This window comes from Paenibacillus ferrarius (assembly GCF_002027705.1).
GTDB classification, from domain to species: domain Bacteria; phylum Bacillota; class Bacilli; order Paenibacillales; family NBRC-103111; genus Paenibacillus_E; species Paenibacillus_E ferrarius.
The window spans coordinates 63,406-81,124 of record NZ_MBTG01000016.1 but is presented as its reverse complement, the minus strand read 5'-3'; the positions used below and the strand labels follow the sequence as shown (position 1 = coordinate 81,124).

Annotated in this window: 10 protein-coding genes; 9 read left to right on the top strand and 1 reads right to left on the bottom strand. The window is 47.2% G+C overall.

Features of this window, described 5'->3' with window-relative positions; all coding sequences use genetic code 11:
* The first annotated feature begins 58 nt into the window (after positions 1 to 58).
* The 7 genes from BC351_RS18710 to BC351_RS18675 all read left to right on the top strand — a co-directional run bounded on the left by BC351_RS18710 (position 59) and on the right by BC351_RS18675 (position 15,606).
* Positions 59 to 997 (top strand): ABC transporter permease, encoded by a 939-nt coding sequence (locus BC351_RS18710; protein WP_079414263.1) that lies wholly within the window; start codon positions 59 to 61, stop codon positions 995 to 997.
* 93 nt (positions 998 to 1,090) lie between these two features.
* The gene (locus BC351_RS18705) at positions 1,091 to 1,948 is read left to right on the top strand and encodes a carbohydrate ABC transporter permease (protein ID WP_208629784.1); all 858 of its coding nucleotides are present in this window, start codon (positions 1,091 to 1,093) and stop codon (positions 1,946 to 1,948) included.
* A gap of 44 nt (positions 1,949 to 1,992) precedes the next feature.
* Positions 1,993 to 3,312, top strand: a complete 1,320-nt coding sequence (locus tag BC351_RS18700; protein WP_079414261.1) for a glycoside hydrolase family 125 protein — start codon at positions 1,993 to 1,995, stop codon at positions 3,310 to 3,312.
* Positions 3,309 to 6,416 (top strand): beta-galactosidase, encoded by a 3,108-nt coding sequence (locus tag BC351_RS18695; RefSeq protein ID WP_079414260.1) that lies wholly within the window; start codon positions 3,309 to 3,311, stop codon positions 6,414 to 6,416. Before BC351_RS18700 ends, BC351_RS18695 begins: the two co-directional genes overlap by 4 nt.
* A gap of 3 nt (positions 6,417 to 6,419) precedes the next feature.
* The gene (locus BC351_RS18690) at positions 6,420 to 9,221 is read left to right on the top strand and encodes an alpha-mannosidase (protein ID WP_079414259.1); all 2,802 of its coding nucleotides are present in this window, start codon (positions 6,420 to 6,422) and stop codon (positions 9,219 to 9,221) included.
* A 421-nt stretch (positions 9,222 to 9,642) separates the two neighbouring features.
* Positions 9,643 to 14,877: an immunoglobulin-like domain-containing protein gene (locus BC351_RS18680; RefSeq protein ID WP_079414257.1), complete on the top strand. Its 5,235-nt coding sequence runs from the start codon at positions 9,643 to 9,645 to the stop codon at positions 14,875 to 14,877.
* Positions 14,878 to 15,219: 342 nt separating this feature from the next.
* The gene (locus BC351_RS18675; protein WP_144028450.1) at positions 15,220 to 15,606 is read left to right on the top strand and encodes a zinc ribbon domain-containing protein; all 387 of its coding nucleotides are present in this window, start codon (positions 15,220 to 15,222) and stop codon (positions 15,604 to 15,606) included.
* 228 nt (positions 15,607 to 15,834) lie between these two features.
* On the opposite strand, the gene BC351_RS18670 is transcribed toward BC351_RS18675, so the two are convergent.
* Positions 15,835 to 16,119, bottom strand: coding sequence for a hypothetical protein (locus tag BC351_RS18670; RefSeq protein ID WP_079414255.1), 285 nt, complete (start codon positions 16,117 to 16,119; stop codon positions 15,835 to 15,837).
* A 142-nt stretch (positions 16,120 to 16,261) separates the two neighbouring features.
* On the opposite strand from BC351_RS18670, the gene BC351_RS18665 reads away from it, so the two are divergent.
* Both BC351_RS18665 and mobA read left to right on the top strand, forming a co-directional pair.
* Positions 16,262 to 16,786, top strand: a complete 525-nt coding sequence (locus BC351_RS18665) for a DoxX family protein (RefSeq protein ID WP_173219618.1) — start codon at positions 16,262 to 16,264, stop codon at positions 16,784 to 16,786.
* Positions 16,787 to 16,988: 202 nt separating this feature from the next.
* A complete protein-coding gene (mobA, locus tag BC351_RS18660) occupies positions 16,989 to 17,597 on the top strand; it encodes a molybdenum cofactor guanylyltransferase (protein WP_079414254.1) in 609 nt (202 codons plus the stop codon).
* The last annotated feature ends 122 nt before the right edge of the window (positions 17,598 to 17,719 follow it).

The window sequence follows — 17,719 nt, the reverse complement described above, 5'->3', positions numbered from 1 at the left end:
TGAATGTTCTGCATTCACCTGATCTTTTTATTCGCAACTAAGGTGAGGGGTGGAAAGTATGCAGAGAATAGGAGCATTCTTTAGAGATGTTAAACAAAGCCGCGTGCTGCTGCTTATGGCATTGCCAGCAACGCTTTGGTTCCTGTTCTTCTCTTATTTGCCGATGGCCGGTATGGTGATTGCTTTTAAGCAATACCGCTATAGCCGTGACGGTTTTTGGGCAAGCATTATAGAGAGTAAGTGGGTAGGACTGCAAAATTTCAAATTTTTGTTTAGTACGAATGACGCTTATATCATTACGCGCAACACGCTTTTATACAACATTGTGTTTATTGTTTTGGGACTAGTGCTATCCGTCGGGTTAGCTATTGTTTTGTCAGAAATTACGAATAAAAAATTAGCGAAGTTATATCAAACAGGGATGTTCTTACCCTACTTCTTATCTTGGGTTATTGTCGGCTATTTCGTATTCAGTTTCCTTAGCGTGGATAAAGGAATGCTTAATCATATTCTTCCTTGGTTCGGTGTCGATCCTATTCGGTGGTACAACGACAAGACTTATTGGCCTATTATTATTGTTCTCGTGTATCTCTGGAAATCAGTCGGATACAGCAGTGTTGTGTATTTAGCGGCAATTATGGGGATAGATAAATCGCTTTATGAAGCAGCAATGATCGACGGTGCGAGCAAATGGCAGCAGATCAAACACATCACCTTCCCGATGCTGAAGCCGTTGATGACGATTCTGACGCTGCTTGCTATCGGACGTATTTTCTATGCTGACTTTGGTTTGTTCCTGCAAGTGCCTAGAGATTCAGGGACGCTATACTCTGTTACGAATGTTATTGACACGTATGTCTACCGCGGGCTTAAATCTACGGGAGAAATCGGCATGAGTACAGCCGCAGGCTTGTATCAATCCGTCATTGGTTTCGTTCTCGTTATGACATCCAACTATATTGTTAGAAAATTTGATAAAGATAATGCGTTGTTTTAATCACTTTTCGATGAAAGGAGGAATTTTGACGTGAAAACAGCTACGTTGAAGAAACCCCGTGATTTTCATAAATTGCCGCCCGCACTGAATATAATGGCACATCTTGCCGCGGGACTTTTCGCCATTGCCTGCGTGTTCCCGTTTCTATTTGTCACGATCATATCGTTTACGGACGAGAAATCGCTGAACACGAACGGTTACCGCATTATCCCGGAGAAATGGAGCTTAGAAGCTTATCGCTATCTCTTCAAAGCCGGTGATCAACTGCTTATGTCCTATGGCGTCACGATCCTTGTAACGGTAGTAGGGACGATCGTAAGTTTGCTTTTGACAGCTACTTTTGCTTATGCCATTTCACGTAAAAGTTTTAAATTTCGTAATTTCTTCGGTTTTTTCGCTTTTTTTACGATGCTGTTCAACGGCGGACTTGTGCCGACTTATATTGTAATGACGCAGCTGCTCGGACTGAAGGATTCACTCTGGGCGTTAGTTTTGCCGCTCGCCGGCAATGCATTTTATATCATGATTATGCGAACCTTCTTTAGTACATCCGTTCCGGATGCGATTATCGAATCTGGTAAAATAGACGGTGCCGGCGAATTCGGCATCTTCGTTAAGCTGGTGCTGCCGCTGTCCCTTCCGGGACTGGCGACGATTGGTCTATTCAGTACATTGGGGTACTGGAATGACTGGTTCAATGCGCTGCTCTATATTGATACGCCGAGTTTGGTGCCTTTGCAGTCAATGCTGATGCGTATTGAGAACAGCATGCAGTTCCTGCTCCAGAACACGAGCAATCCTTCTGTGGGCATAGGCTTGCTGCAATCGCTGCCGCAGGATACGTCACGGATGGCGATGGTCGTACTGGCTACCGGGCCGATTATTTTTGCTTATCCGTTCTTCCAGCGTTACTTCATTCAAGGTTTGACGATCGGTGCTGTGAAAGAATAAGAGGAAAATCACATTCGTGAATAGATAGATTTGGAGGACTTACCGTGGAACAATTCAGACTGCCGAAAATTCCGATGCCTAAGCTGGAGCTGCCTAAGGCGATTCAAGCTGTATTGCAGGAAGCCGAGGAGAAGCTGGCGCATCGTCCGAAGCTTTTGCAATTATTCAAAAATTGTTTTCCTAATACCTTGGAGACAACGACCAAATTAATGGAGGATGGAACCACGTTTGTGATCACGGGGGATATTCCTGCGTCATGGCTGCGGGATTCCGTCGAGCAAGTGATGCACTATGTGCCGTTCGCCAAGGATGATGCAGAGCTTCAGCGCATTATTAGCGGGTTGATTAAACGTCATATTCAGTACATCCACATTGATCCCTATGCGAATGCGTTTAACGAATCCGCCAATGACTGGCACTGGAACAAGGCGGACCAAACGGAGATGTCGCCATGGGTCTGGGAGCGTAAATTTGAGCTCGATTCCTTATGCTTCTCGATGCGATTGGCTTACGCATACTGGAAGGAAACCGAGCTAACCGATATTTTCGATGCCGGGTTCAAAGCCGCAATGTTCAAAATCTATGAACTGTTCAAAACAGAGCAGCATCATTTTGAGAAGTCGCCGTATCGGTTTACCCGCAATAACGGAATTCCGACGGATTCGCTGCGCAATAACGGGCTCGGAATGCCGGTGAATTATACGGGCATGGTCTGGTCAGGCTTCCGTTCCAGCGACGATGCCTGTGACTTCCACTACAATATTCCGGCGAACATGTTCGCGGTTGTAGCCCTGCGCCATATGCAGGAATTCGCGGAGTGGGTGTTCAGGGATATGGATTTCCTCCAAGAGCTGAAAGCACTTGAAGCGGATATTGATCATGGCATCCAATTATACGGTATTTACCGCCATCCGACGTTTGGCCCGATCTATGCCTATGAGACGGACGGTTTCGGCAATTACTGCCTCATGGATGATGCGGGTACGCCGGGGCTTATGTCTATTCCTTATCTGGGCTATGTATCTGCTGATGATCCGATTTATCAGAACACAAGACAATTTGCGCTTAGCAAAGAGAATCCGTTTTATTTCGAAGGCAAAGTGGCCAAAGGCATCGGCAGCCCGCATACGCCTGACGACTACATTTGGCATATGGCTTTGTCCATGCAAGGCATAACGGCTTCCACGGTGGAAGAAAAGCTGGCGATGATTGCTATGCTTGAAGCGACAGATGCAGACACGGGTTTCATGCATGAGGGTTTTCATGTGGATGATCCAACAATTTTTACTCGAAAATGGTTCGCGTGGTCGAACAGCCTATTCTCCCAATTGGTGTATAAAGCAATGAAGGATGGTCATCTATGAGTCAAACCGTCATTATTTTTCATGAAGCGGGATTCCCAATCAGTTCTTTCTGCGATGTGCAGAAAGAGCGGTTGGAAGCACAAGGCGCAAAGGTTGTTGGAGCCGATTGCTTAGGCGAGGCTCTTCGCAAGGCAGAAGGCGGATGCTTCGTCAATCTGCATGCTCCTTATTTTCCGAAGTCGGCATGGCCGGATATTCTCGCGTTCCTGCAGCGCGGCGGCGGGCTGCTAAGCGTTGGCGGCGCTGCATTCAAGCGCCCTGTGCGCCGGGAAGGCAGCGGCTGGCTGGTGGAGAGCGAGCAGACAGCTTACCATCAACAGTTGTATATTCATGAGATTCTTCGTGTCGAAGGATCTCCTATTCGTTCCTATACCGCATTAGATACAATCCCTCTGCTGCAAGAGCAGGAATCTCTGTTTGCGCTGGCGGATACATGGAATATGGTACCGCATACGACGCGCAACAGTGATCTGCCTCATCAAATGGGTGCAGCGGGAACGATGAGCACACAGATTTATCCGCTTTTGAAAAGCATCGGCAAGGAAGGCCGCGAAATCGCAGCGCCTGTTGTGCTGTGGGAGAACACACGCGGTGAGTTCATAGGTTCGCGCTGGATGTTCGTCAATGTCCCGCTCAGCCCTTCGTTTTGGAGTGAAGAGGGCGCTCAAACCTTGCTGGCTTGGGCATCGTTCTGTGCGAGCGGCGTTACCGAGCTATGGATCAAGCCGAATTATGCCAGCTTTGAACAAGGTGAACATGCGATGCTGACGATCCAATCGCAGCTGCTTGGCCAAGGCGCCGCTTCGAAGACTTGGACTTTGGATCTTCGTGTCGAGCATGAGAAGGGTGAGCAGGCGGGCTGGAATCACCAAATGACAGTTCAAGTAAACAAAGAATTCAATGTGGTACGCATTCCGGTGCCACTTGATATACAACGTGGTTTATACCGAGTGACCTGCAAGGCAGCATCGGAGGATGGGGAGCTTCGTGTGCTGCGTCAAGGATTCTGGGGACACGATCACCAGCTTCTTGCGGAGGGACAACCGATTGCTTGCGGTCGTGATTATTTCATCAAGGACGGACACCCGCTGCCAGTTGTCGGTATGACCTATATGACTTCCGATGTGGCTCGCAAATTTCTGTTCCTGCCCAACGCCGATGTTTGGGATCGGGATATGGCCCAGATGGCCAAGGCAGGGATCAACTGGATACGCACAGGGATTTGGACGGCTTACCGCAACATCATGCAGGTGGACGGACATGCGTCGGAAGAAGTGCTGAGAGCGATTGATGCTTTCTTCTTAACCGCCAAAAAACACAATTTGCAGGTGACCTTCACCTTCTTCTCCTTCACGCCAGAGACGTGGGAGGGCGTTAATCCCTATCTGGACCCGCAAAGCGTAGAAGCACAGAAGCGTTTTATCCGCTCCATTGTTTCTCGCCATCGTGCGACGACACATGTGGATTGGGATCTGATCAACGAGCCTTCGATGTTTGATCCGGCTCAAATCTTTTCCGATGGTCCGCGCTCCAGCCGGGATGTCTATGAACGGGAAGCTTTTGTCGAGTGGCTCAAGCAGCGTCATAAGCACATCGAGCTTCTTCAGGAGCGATGGAATATGTCGCCTGAGCAGCTTCCGACTTTTGAAGCGGCGGCCATTCCAGAAGCGGCAGAAATCAATTTTGACGTTCAGGATATGCACCGGGCTAAAAAAGGAACACGCTGGCTCGATTACTGTTTATTTTCAATGGAGATGCATAATCGCTGGGCCAAAGAGCTCTATGATACGATTAAGGAAATCTGTCCGGATCATCTTGTTGTGGTCGGTCAGGACGAAGCGCTTGGCGCTCAGCGGCCTTCTCCATTTTTCTATGAGGAAGCGGTGGATTATACAACTGTGCACTCGTGGTGGTTGAATGACAACCTCGTTTGGGATGGTATTTTCGCCAAAACAGCGCATAAGCCAAATGTGATTCAAGAAACAGGCATCATGTATGTGGAGACACCGGATGGACGGGCGAAGCGTTCGGAGATCGAGCTGCGGAGCCTACTCGAGCGCAAGTATGCCTATGCCTTCTCAACCGGAGGCGCAGGAGCTATTCATTGGATCTGGAACACCAATTTCTATATGGATAACGCGAATGAGTCGCATATCGGTGCGCTTCGTGCCGATGGTACGGAGAAGCCAGAGGCGGATGTCTCTTATGAGTTTGGTCGATTTATGGCAGAAATCAAGGATTTATTCCAGGATCGGGCCTTGGAGGACATCGTTGCGATCTTCCCTTATTCGAACGATTTCTCCAATCGGAAATTGGCCTTCGATGCAACAACCAGAATGACCCGCGTGCTGGCGTATCAGATGAAGATGCCATTCCGCGGCGCCTCGGAATATCATTTGGATGTGCTCGAGGAACAGCCGGCCAAGCTCATTCTGCTCCCGAGTGCACACAATCTGGATGAGCAAGCTTGGAATCAGCTAGTCGATATTGTTAAGCGCACGGGCGCGACCTTGCTCGCAACGGGGCCAATCAGCCTTGATGCGTATTGGAAGCAAACGCCGCGTCTAACCGAGGAGCTGGGATCCGCCGAGCTGCACAATGTACGCAGAGAAGAAAGACTACAGCTGCAAGGTGCCGCGCTTCCGGTTTCTTATGGACAGCGCCGGATTGCTGAAATCGCGAAAGAAGTACGAGCAGGAAATGCAGAATCCAGTACCGGGGATGCTGTCGTTGATATACCGCTTGGGAAAGGCCGGCTGATTTGGAGTCCGCTGCCTGTTGAATTGAACGAGCGAACGGATACGTTGGTCGAGCTGTACCAGCATGCCATCGAGTCAGCAGGTGTTGCAAGCGGATTGCAATGGATGCAAGGTGGCGATATCGCAGGCGTATACGGAAGGAAGTTAAGCTTTAAGGACGGCTTCCTCTATGTATTTGTGTCTGAGTTTGCGTGGGACGTGACGATCGAAGTGAAGGATACGGATACCGAGGCTACTTATACGTTCACACTGGAGAAAGAGCGTTCCGTTCTTTTTGCAGCAGATGCGGGGGGCCATCTCATTTCCGTGTACCGTCCGAACGAAGTCCATATTGAGAGGAGTTAAACGATGAGTACGAAGAGAACCGCTCATATTATTTCCCATACACATTGGGATCGGGAATGGTATTTGCCTTATGAGAAGCACCATGTTCGTCTCGTTAAGCTGGTTGATGCCTTGCTCGATAAAATGGATCAGGATCCGAATTATCGCAGCTTCTTTTTAGATGGACAAACGATTATTCTAGAGGACTATCTGCAGGTGAGACCAGAGCAAAAGGACCGATTGCATACATTGATTCAGGACGGCAGAATTCTGATTGGTCCTTGGTATATTTTGCAAGATGCCTTCCTAACTAGCGGTGAAGCTAATGTGCGCAATATGCAGATCGGTCATCAAGATGCCCAAAAGGTAGGCCAAGTTTCGAAAATCGGTTATTTCCCCGACACGTTTGGTCTGGTAGGTCAAACACCGCAATTGATGCAGCAGTCGGGCATCACGAATGCTTTGTTTGGCCGCGGCGTCAAGCCAACAGGCTTTAACAATACGGTCTCGGACGGTGATTATGAATCGTCATTCTCGGAGCTTCTTTGGGAGGGACCTGATGGTTCCCAAGTGCTTGGCATTCTTTTCGCCAACTGGTATTCCAACGGGAATGAAATTCCTGTAGACCGCGAAGAAGCGAAGGCCTATTGGGAGCGCAAGCTGGCTGATGCCGAGAAATACGCGTCGACGAGCGAGCTGCTCTTCATGAATGGCTGTGATCATCAGCCTGTTCAATTAGACCTGCCGGAAGCGATTCAAGTCGCCAACGAGCTGTTCCCGGATACGACTTTTGTTCATTCGAACTTTAATGATTACTTGGAGGCTGTTCAGCGTTCAGGGAAGCAGGAGCTTTCGACGGTAAAAGGCGAGCTGCGCAGTCAGCGGACGGACGGCTGGTCAACGCTTGTGAACACCGCTTCAGCTCGTGTTTATTTGAAGCAGATGAATCAGCTTGGGCAAGCCATGCTGGAAAAAGTAGCTGAACCGCTGGCTGCTTTTGCACATATTCTTAAAGCGGGGGAGAAGTACCCCCATCATCTGTTTACCTACGCGTGGAAGACATTAATGCAGAATCACCCGCATGACAGCATCTGCGGCTGCTCCGTGGACGAAGTACACCGGGAGATGGTGACGCGCTTTGAGAAAAGCCGCCATGTCGCGGAAGCGATCGTCGATGACAGCAAGCAAGCGATTGCGGATGTGGTTGATACGTCGAGTTTTGCCCAGGCAGGCGAAAACGCAGTGCCAGTCGTTGTTTTCAATACAACAGGGTGGGAGCGTACAGGCGTAGTGAGCATCGAGTTGGATGCTTTGCGTTTGTACTTCCGGGATGGTTACTCCCTTGAGGAAGCGAGCGCTTTTGTTAAGGCAGCGGATCTGTCAGGCAGAGTGCTTGTGGATGAGCAGGGGAATTTGATTCCAAGCACATTCGAGGATCTGGGATTACAGTTCGGCTACGATTTGCCGGACGACAAATTCCGTCAACCGTATATGTGCCGCAGAGTGAGAGTGACTTTTGAAGCAGAGAAGGTTCCTGCACTTGGTTTGAAAACTTACGCTTGGGTGAAACGGGAAGCCAAACTGGCCCATTCCTCGCTGCTTGCGGGAGAACGGGTAATGGAAAATGACACGGTGAAGATCGCAATCGCGGATAACGGTTCATTCTCCATGACAGATAAAAAGAATGGCCGTATCTACCAGGATTTGGGCGTCTATGAGAACACGGGAGATATCGGCAACGAATATATGTTTAGACAGCCGGATGGTGAGCAGGCTTTGACAACTCACGGCTTGCTCGCACAAATTCGCGTGCTGCAAGATACAGCCTATCAAGCTTCTGTTGAAATTATTCACGACTGGGCAATTCCAGCGTCTGGCAACGAGATGTTGGAAGAAGAGCAGCGTGATTTGGTCTATTACCCGCATCGCAAAGCGCAGCGCTCTACGCAAATGGTGCCGATGCAGATTCGCACAGTGCTCAGTCTGAGCCGCAGCGGCAAAGGCGTTGAGATCGAATCTTCCTTCAACAATCAGGCCAAAGATCACCGGCTGCGGATGCTGTTCCCGACTGATTTGAGCGCGGACGTTCACCGCGTTGACTCCATGTTTGAAATCGCGCAGCGTGACAACGTGCCGGCGGTTGAATGGGAAAACCCTAGCAATACGCAGCATCAGCAGGCATTTGTTGAGGTTTGCGAGGCGGGTGCGAGTGCAGGTGCAGAAGCGGGAACAGGTGCAAATGCAAGTGTGGGCGTAGGTGCGAGTACAAGTACAGGTGCAGGTCTGGTCGTTGCCAACCTCGGGTTGAACGAATACGAAGTCTTGCGTGATGGACGCAATACGATTGCAGTAACATTGCTTCGTGCTGTGGGCGAGCTAGGCGACTGGGGCTTGTTCCCAACACCGGAAGCGCAGTGTTTGGGCGAGCATACGGTCCGCTTGTCCCTTATTCCACATAACGGAGAAGGCACACAATTCGGCGCGTATGAGGAAGCCTATCAGTTCCAAATTCCGTGGACCTTATGTCAAACGGGCATTCACAATGGACGTATCGCACTGACGTATACGCCATTCCAGTGGAAAGGCGGCGAGATGGCATTCTCTTCGATGAAAATGAACGAAGAAACCGGCGATCTTCTGCTCCGTTGGTACAACATGAGCTCAAGTAACACCGAGCTCAAAGTCCAATCCAACATCCCGCTCAAGAACTTCTACAAGAGTACCATTATGGAAACTAACGGTACAATGCTCGAAGTTGATGCTGAAGGCGAGATGGCATTGCCCATCGGACCATGTGAAATTGTGACAATTGGGATTCATAAGTAAACGATTGAAATATGGGGGAGCTCGCCATTCGGCGGCTCCTTCTTTTTGTGTACGACGAAGGGGAGCCGAAACTGTCTCAGAAGGGGGAAAGCAGCAAGTTGAGCTTGAGCCAGCGAAAAAAACAGTCTCAAGCGCCGAAAACCGAGCTTCCGCGGCAAAGAGCAGCCAAGCTAGCGAAGAACATGGACGTTTGTAGTATCGGACCCCATATTCCTGATGTTCCAAATATGTGTTTAGTAACAGTGCGATCCTCCTTGGAGGGCGTGCTGTTTTTGCTCTAAATCCCCCCGAAATGTGCCGCCTTAACAATTACTTAACCCCTTATTCGATTGCCATTTGATATAATTATAATGCGACAAAGAAAGGAACCGACTGTAGGAGAAAAGAAGAGAGAAATAAAAAAACGGATAGGTGGAGAATAATGTTTACTAAGGAATTGAAACGTTTCATTGCAGTGACTACACTAGCAACTCTCATGATCGGACAAGCATTTCCTGCACCAAATGCTCATGCTGTCGCAGCGGATAAGATATTTGATATTCTTCAAATCCCAGATCTTCACGGAAGGCTGACAGATAATGACAAGCATCCAATCGCAGCTGTTATGGCACGTAATATTGAAGAAATTAAAGCTCAAAACCCTGATCGGACGCTTGTACTGGGCGGTGGGGACAACTATGCAGGCACGAATATTTCGGAGTGGTCGCTTGGGACTGCGGTTATGAAGGTTTTTAATGCGATGGGCATGGAAGCCTCCACGCTTGGCAATCACGAATTCGATTGGGGATTAGATCCAATAACGAAGAATGTGCCGGCCCAGTATCCGATGCTTGCGGCGAATTTGTATGATAAGAATACGGATCAGCCTGTTCTTGATAGCTATAAAGTATTCGTTAAAGACGGTGTGAAAATTGCCATTATTGGCGCAGTTACACAAGATACGCAATACGCGCTGCCTGGAACTGTTGATGCTTACAACATCAAGGATGTGGCTGATGAGGTCAACAAAGCGGCTGTAAAAGCGAGAGCTGACGGCGCTCGGATTGTAGTTGCCAACATCCATGAAGAGTTCAGCGAAGAAAATGATTTCAGTGGTCCTATCATTGATATCACGAATAAGCTGGTTGGCGTAGACGCTGTATTAGGAGCTCATGCGCACAGAAATTTAAAAACAACTGTTAACAATATCCCATTAATCATTGGTAGAGACCGTGGTAAAGATTTGGTGCAAATGAAAATAACGTTGGCAGCTAACGATACGTTATCTTTTGATTACAACTCACTTCCACAGGATACTGGCAGTATGAGTTTTCCTTATGGGTATAACGCGTCAAACCCGGTTATAAGCACATCCACACAACAAGTGATTGATGATTTATACACGCAATACGCTGAAGGCTCCCATTTTACATTCGATGAAACAAGCGGCACTGAAGCCTCTAATTCCGTCGTTGGTGGCGTAAAGAAGGCAAGTCTGAAAAACGGAGCAGCTTGGAAGAGCGGCTTAAACGCAGGCGGAATTGATTTAGACGGGCAGGGCGGCTATGTTAGCTTGCCTATGGGGGTTCCTGAAAACACAGATAACTTTACGGTTGCCACCTGGGTGAAAATTGATCAGAGAAACCAATGGTCACGCATTTTCGATTTTGGCAGCGGGGAGTCGGGGAATAAAAACTCGTTTGCTTTGACGATCGATAACGATGGCTACTTTTTATTCTACAACTATAACGGAAACCAAAATGGCTTTCATATCGGCAATGTTCCAGCGGGAGTTTGGACGCATGTTGCGGTCGTTGTTGCAGGAACGAAAGCCACGGTATATGTAGATGGCAAGGATAGCGGGAGTTATACCTTTCCTGACAAACCATCCGCTTTAACGACGAAATACAACTATTTAGGCAAGCCACAAGCTGGTACTGATCCTTATTTTGATGGACAGTTTGATGACTTTTATCTGTACGGCCGTGCTTTGGATGCAGGAGCTGTTCAAGCTCTGGTAGCTGAACAAGCCGGAAATTTGCTGGAAGTTGAGAAAAGTGCTCTTAGTCTTGGGGATGTAAACCAGGTAATAAGAAATGTGAATTTACCCTTGTCTGCAGGGAATGGGACGAAGATCAGCTGGTCCTCCAACAACGCATCGGTCATTGATAATGAAGGAAATGTACATCGTCCTGCTGCAGGCTCCGGTGATGCAACCGTCATTTTGACAGCAACTCTGGCCAAAGGCAATGCAACAGCAACGAAGCCATTTACCGTAAAGGTTAAGCCAACTAACGCCAAAACGGGCAAATGGTTAACGGGAGAATTCCATACCCATACGTTTGAATCCGATGATGCGCAGGTATCGCTTACTGATACGCTGGAGAATGCATTTACGAAATATGGGCTGGACTGGCTGGCAACGGCTAATCACTTGAGATCTTCGGGTCGTGATGATGAAGGAACCAAGGTGCCATCAGGCCCGATTCCATACTCTAAGGGAGCTATTAATTATGAAGTTCCCAAGGTCAATGCGATACAAAACGCCGGATCCTATTCCAACAAAACGATTTTCTCCGGCTTCGAATGGGATATTCCGACACATGATCATGCCGCAATTGGCATTTTAACCGATACACCGGGATCTTCCAAAGCATTAAAAGCAGCGAATCAATTTGAGTATTTGTTTACAAAAGAGCCTGAAAATATGTTTGACGACAATGATGTGGCCGAGTGGAAAAAAGCTCCTGGACCTGCAAAAGGGTTCTCAACCCATGCGGATGCATTAACAGCAATTAACTGGCTGAAATATAATTTCGCAGAGAAAAGTTATTTCCTTGTCACACATCCGTCCCGGGGAAAAAATGGGGATACACCACGGACAACGATCGCAGACCTTCGTGACTTCAACAATGCAGCTCCGAATGTCAACTTTGGCTTCGAAGGCATGATTGGCGGCCAAATGGAACCCGATCGCGGGGGCTACAACACAACATATAACGTTAACAATCCTACAGCAGATAATAATTACAAATTCCGCTCCTTCGGCGGGACAGACTACATGGTTGCCAAGGTTGGCGGCGTCTGGGATGCCTTGCTGGGAGAAGGCAGAAACTATTGGAATTTCGCCAATTCCGATTTCCATTTCAAAACTATAAATCCAAACTCGAGTGGATACTGGCCTGGTGAATATGCCAAGAACTACACATGGACGAATGGGACTGAGATGCAGGACATTGTGAACGGGATGCGTTCAGGAAAATCTTTCTCCGTCTATGGCGACCTGATTAATGCACTCGATTTCAATATTAAGGGCAATGGTTCCAAACTCGAGATGGGTGCGCTTGATCCGTCGGTGAGCGTAGTAGAAGGAGATCACCTTCAGCTTACGATTCGGTTTAAAAGCCCAACCACAAACAACTATGAAAAGCCGGTGGATAGCGGGAAATCTGCGAAAGTAGCGCCTAAAGTAGATCACATCGATCTAATCGCAGGAGACGTAAGCGACGAGAAAGCCGCAGCCGGAACGGCCGAGTATAACAAAGATACGAATGATTCAACGAAAGTTATTGCATCGTTCACCAGCAAGGACTGGACGACTGATAGCGAAGAATACAATGTTATTACGTATGACTTAGGTTCTGCTGGCAAGAAGCAATATTATAGATTAAGAGGCACCAATCTGGGGCTGAATGTTTCGGGAGAAACGGATGCAGCAGGCAATCCACTGCTTGACCCAATTACGAATGATGCCGATAATATAACACGTTTTAATAATATTAATGATAGAAATTATAAGGATTTATGGTTTTATTCCAATCCAATCTTCGTGGCGCCGATTTCGGCTGTAACCGATACGTTGAACAAACTAACGTTAGGCGATCTAAACGATGTGAAGACGGATATACAACTACCGACAACAGGCGACCAAGGTGTAACGATTGCGTGGGAAAGCTCGATGCCTTCCTTAATCAGCAATAGTGGTAAATTGCTTGCTAAACCGGCGAATAACACCATGTTTACATTGACTGCTACGGTCAAGAACGGTGAAATTAGCAAGACCAAATCGTTCCCAGGTATCATCAAAGGGACCAACCAAGCAACGGTTGAGCTTCATGGTAAGATGACAACAGAAGATGGCAAGCTGTATACTGGCGGTACTTGGACGAACCAGAACGTTACGGTCAGCGTCTATGCGAATGTCTACGCGCCAAGCACTTCAGCTGCGCTCCAGTTGTCTATGAATGGGGATAGTGAACAAGCGTATCAACACTATGACAGCAACAGCTATGTAAATATCTCCAAGGAAGGCGAAAATCAGCTTTATTTCCGAGCGACGGATAACTTAGGCAATCAAGATAAGCTGCCGCTCATGGTGAAAATTGATAAGGAAATACCGGTCATTACACTAAACGGAGAGTCAAGCATAAGACTTGCTAAAGGTTCCGTGTATACGGAACAAAAAGCAGCAGCGAAGGATAACGTTGGGATCGCAGGAGATGTCGTGATCACAGGAACTGTAGACACCAATCAACTCGGAACTTACCAAATTGCTTATAACGTGAGTGACTTGGCTGGGAATGCTGCTAAAGAGGTCATTCGTACTGTGGTTGTTTACAAGGAGTCTGATTCTGATCCAACCTCACCAACAACACCAACACCAACGCCAGAACATGGATCACCCGCAACGTCAGATCCAGCGCCTAAGCCAGAGACCAAGGAGCAAACCGTTCAATTGGATGTAAAAGCGGCGCAAGGATCAGAAGGCAGCATCAAGGATGTGGTGAAATTCAAGCTTCCAGCAGATGCTTTACCTTCAGACGGCAAGGTTACGGTTTCGGTTATACCGGCAGATCAAACGCCAGCTGTAGGAAATCTACAAGCATTAAGCCAAGTCCTTGAGTTTACGAGCACATCAGGTCATACGTTTAATAAACCAATTGAAATTTCGATTAATTATAAAAAAGATTCGAACAGCAGCAAGATTAAGCATGCAGCGGTCTATTACTACAATGAATTGCAAAAGAAATGGATATTCATCGGAGGCACTCCGAAGGATGACGGTACGGTAACTGTTCAAGTCAATCACTTCACGAAATTTGCGGTATTTAATTACGAGCCTACACTGTTCAAAGATTTGACGGGACACTGGGCAAGTGTGTATACGGACCGTTTGATTGGCATGAAGGCGATCCAAGGGTTTGAAGATCAAGCCTTCCATCCGGAAGAAACGGTAACAAGAGCTCAATTCGCCAGTATACTAGTCAAATCGCTAGGACTTCAAGCATCAACGGGAGCTGAGAATTTCGCGGATGAAAGCCAAATTCCAGCTTGGGCCAAAGCGGATGTAGCCGCAGCAGTCAAAGCAGGATACATTAGCGGATACGAAGAAAATAGCGCAAAAGTATTTAAAGCGAATCAAACCATTACAAGGGCCGAAATGTCCGTTATGATCGCTAACGCGCTCAAAACGAACGTGAAAAAAGCCGATGCTGGCATGAAATCTTTCCAAGATGCGGCTAACATCCCGGATTGGGCCAAAGCTTCGGTGAGCGCGGCAGTGTCTGAGGGTATTCTGAAAGGCTATGAGGATAACACGTTCCGTGCGAACAACGTAGCAACAAGAGCAGAAGCGGCAGCGATGATTTACAAGCTGTTGGAAGCTTTGAAAATTTAACATAGGTACAAATAAGGGGCCATATTGCGAAAGCATGTGGTCCTTCTTTCAACTCGTATTTTCATCACCGAACAACGGAATATCATGTTAAGCAAAGCAGTGAACTTCAATCTGTTCGTCAGGACGGGCAAGGGAATGGGAAATATGCTATGATTGGAATATGTGATTGCAAATACAATTTTTGACATGAGGGACAGGGAAGATTAAGCGGAGATAATTGGTATGCCTTTTACCTGAATAAGGATGCATGGGGATGGTCTATCATTAGCTCTGGCAGCGGTCCCTAAGGAATCTGGCGAAGGTGTTACTTTGGTCAGCGTAAGCATATGATTCGTTAGGAAGATGAAAAATGTCTGGGGAGGAAGTGTACGTATGTCATTTTTTGATAAAGTAAAACAGGGAGCAACTGACGCAGCGAAAAAAGCACAGCAAACGGTAGAGATCACTAAGTTGAAGACGCAAATTTCGTCAAAGGAAAAAGAGATTGAAAAGCACTATAATTTGATTGGTGAAGCCGTGTATGCAGCTCGTCTTGCTGGTAATGCAGCTCAATCGGAGGCAGAGGTAGCTGATCTGTGCGAAGGCATTACTTCCATCAAGGAGGAAATCGTGCAGATTGAACAGAAAATAAATGAAGCTCGCAATGAAAAGGAATGTGTGTGTGGAAAAGTGGTTCTGGCGGATACCAAATTCTGTTCCGTCTGCGGCCACAAGTTTTATGAGGCTTAGAGGTTCAATTGGAATTGGAAAACCTGCGTATGTGCAGGCTTTTTCGATCTAATCGTGTTAAAACATGACAAAGCCTGCAATTATGCAGGCTTTTTAAGCTTTTCCACCCTAGAATGGAGAAAAGCTTTCTAAAGGATGCATAATCGCAGGCTTTTCCGCTTTGGGCCTATGCACAAGACGGAAAGCCTGCATAATTGCGGGAATTACGCAGGAGCATGCTTGAGCCAATCAGTTCAGCAAATTTCTGACCAAGTTTTCCACAATTTGATCTCGAATCGTAGATTCTCTCTCCTCCAAAATATGAATGAGATAGGTTTCGCCAGGCTTCCTAGCTTTGAAAATGACATTGTCCTTATCCACTAAAGAAACGTCATGACCACAAGCTTTGAGACATTGTTCATAGTCGTACAGGGTTGGCTTCTGATTCTCTTCTAAGAATAGGATGCCTCTTAGCAGAGAGCTTTTGTCCGAATGAATAACTTTAAAATGAACGGTGATTTCGTGTTTCATCATGGATCATCTCCTTTTTCCTTACCTTAATAAGTATGAAGCTTATTATAAAGAAAAGCTTTTTTTTAGGTTGTGATTTTTATCACATACGGTTCATTTTCGGAGAGCTATAATCAAGTCATAAAGAACGAAGGAGCTGGTTCACATGATGAAATGGTTAAGAGAGAACAATTACGCGGCCATCTTGTTGACGATCATTCGCTTGTATGTAGGTTGGGAATGGATGATAGCTGGATGGCATAAAATCACGGGAGACAAAGCTTTTGATGCAACAGGCTTCCTAAAAGGAGCGATCGCTAAACCGGTTCTGGAGGCCGGAACGACGGATATGGTGTATGGCAATTACGTTGCTTTCCTCAAAAATTTCGCGCTTCCGCATGTAGGCTGGTTCAATGTTCTGGTTCCGTGGGGTGAACTATTGGTCGGCATAGGCTTACTCATAGGGGCCTTAACAACGACAGCGATTTTCTTTGGTGTTCTAATGAATGTGATGTATATGTTCGCTGGGACGGTTAGCACGAATCCATGGTTAATGCTGCTTGGTTTCATCATCTTAGCGGCTGGTGCTAATGCAGGCAAATATGGCGTGGATCATGTGATTCTTCCGTATCTTCACAAATGGTTCGACAAAATCGCAGATCGACTGCATGTAAAGCCTAAATACAGATAAGCTGAGGGCTGCTAACATGATGATATTTGGATAAAAGCCTATTCTCCCTACTCAGCAGTTGGGACCAAGAATAGGCTTTTTGCTTTGATGCATGGCTGCTTGTACGCGCTGGGCCTATAGGTGAGTGTGACATTTTTCACTTACAGGCATAGTAATTTTGTCTAAAGTTGAACTAGACAAAACACTTGGAGAGGGAGACGTGATGGATATGCTTTCAGGAGTGATTCTGGCTGGTGGAGCAAACCGTCGCATGAAGGGAGAACTGAAGGCACTGCTTCCGTTTGACGGAAAGCCTCTGATTGCGCAGCAAATCGAAACCATGAGGGAAATATGCGAAGAGATGATTGTTGTCACCAATGAGCCCACACCCTACTTAAACATCGTTGACCGCTCAGTTCGTATTATAACGGATTTTTTTGTCGGCCACGGGCCTCTTGGCGGCATGCATGCAGCTCTATCTTTAGCCAAATATGCTTCTGTTTGGGTTGTCGGCTGCGACATGCCCTTTATCTCCAGTAAAGCCGGTCACCTGTTGATGCAAAGAAAGCTGGATGGATTTGAAGCGGTTGTTCCCTTCGTAGCCGGAGAGGTGTTTCCGCTGCATGGGATTTACGATCGCGCCTGCGCCTCTCATATTGTACCTCTCTTGAACCAAGGAGAGACCAGCGTGTCAGCGTTATTGAACCATGTTTTTTGGAGTGAAATGGGAGATCGTTTCCTGCAAGAGAACGGCATTGATTTGAATTTTGTCACGAATATCAAAACATTTGAGGATTATGAAATCTTGCGTCATGGGCGGCAGCTGTTATGAAATAGGACTGCTGCTTTTTCTCTCTATTTATGTGTGATTATATTCACAAGATGTTCATGGGATTGGGCTTTGGCGTGTGATATTTATCATAGTTCAAGTTCCAGATTAAGGTTAATCTAAGG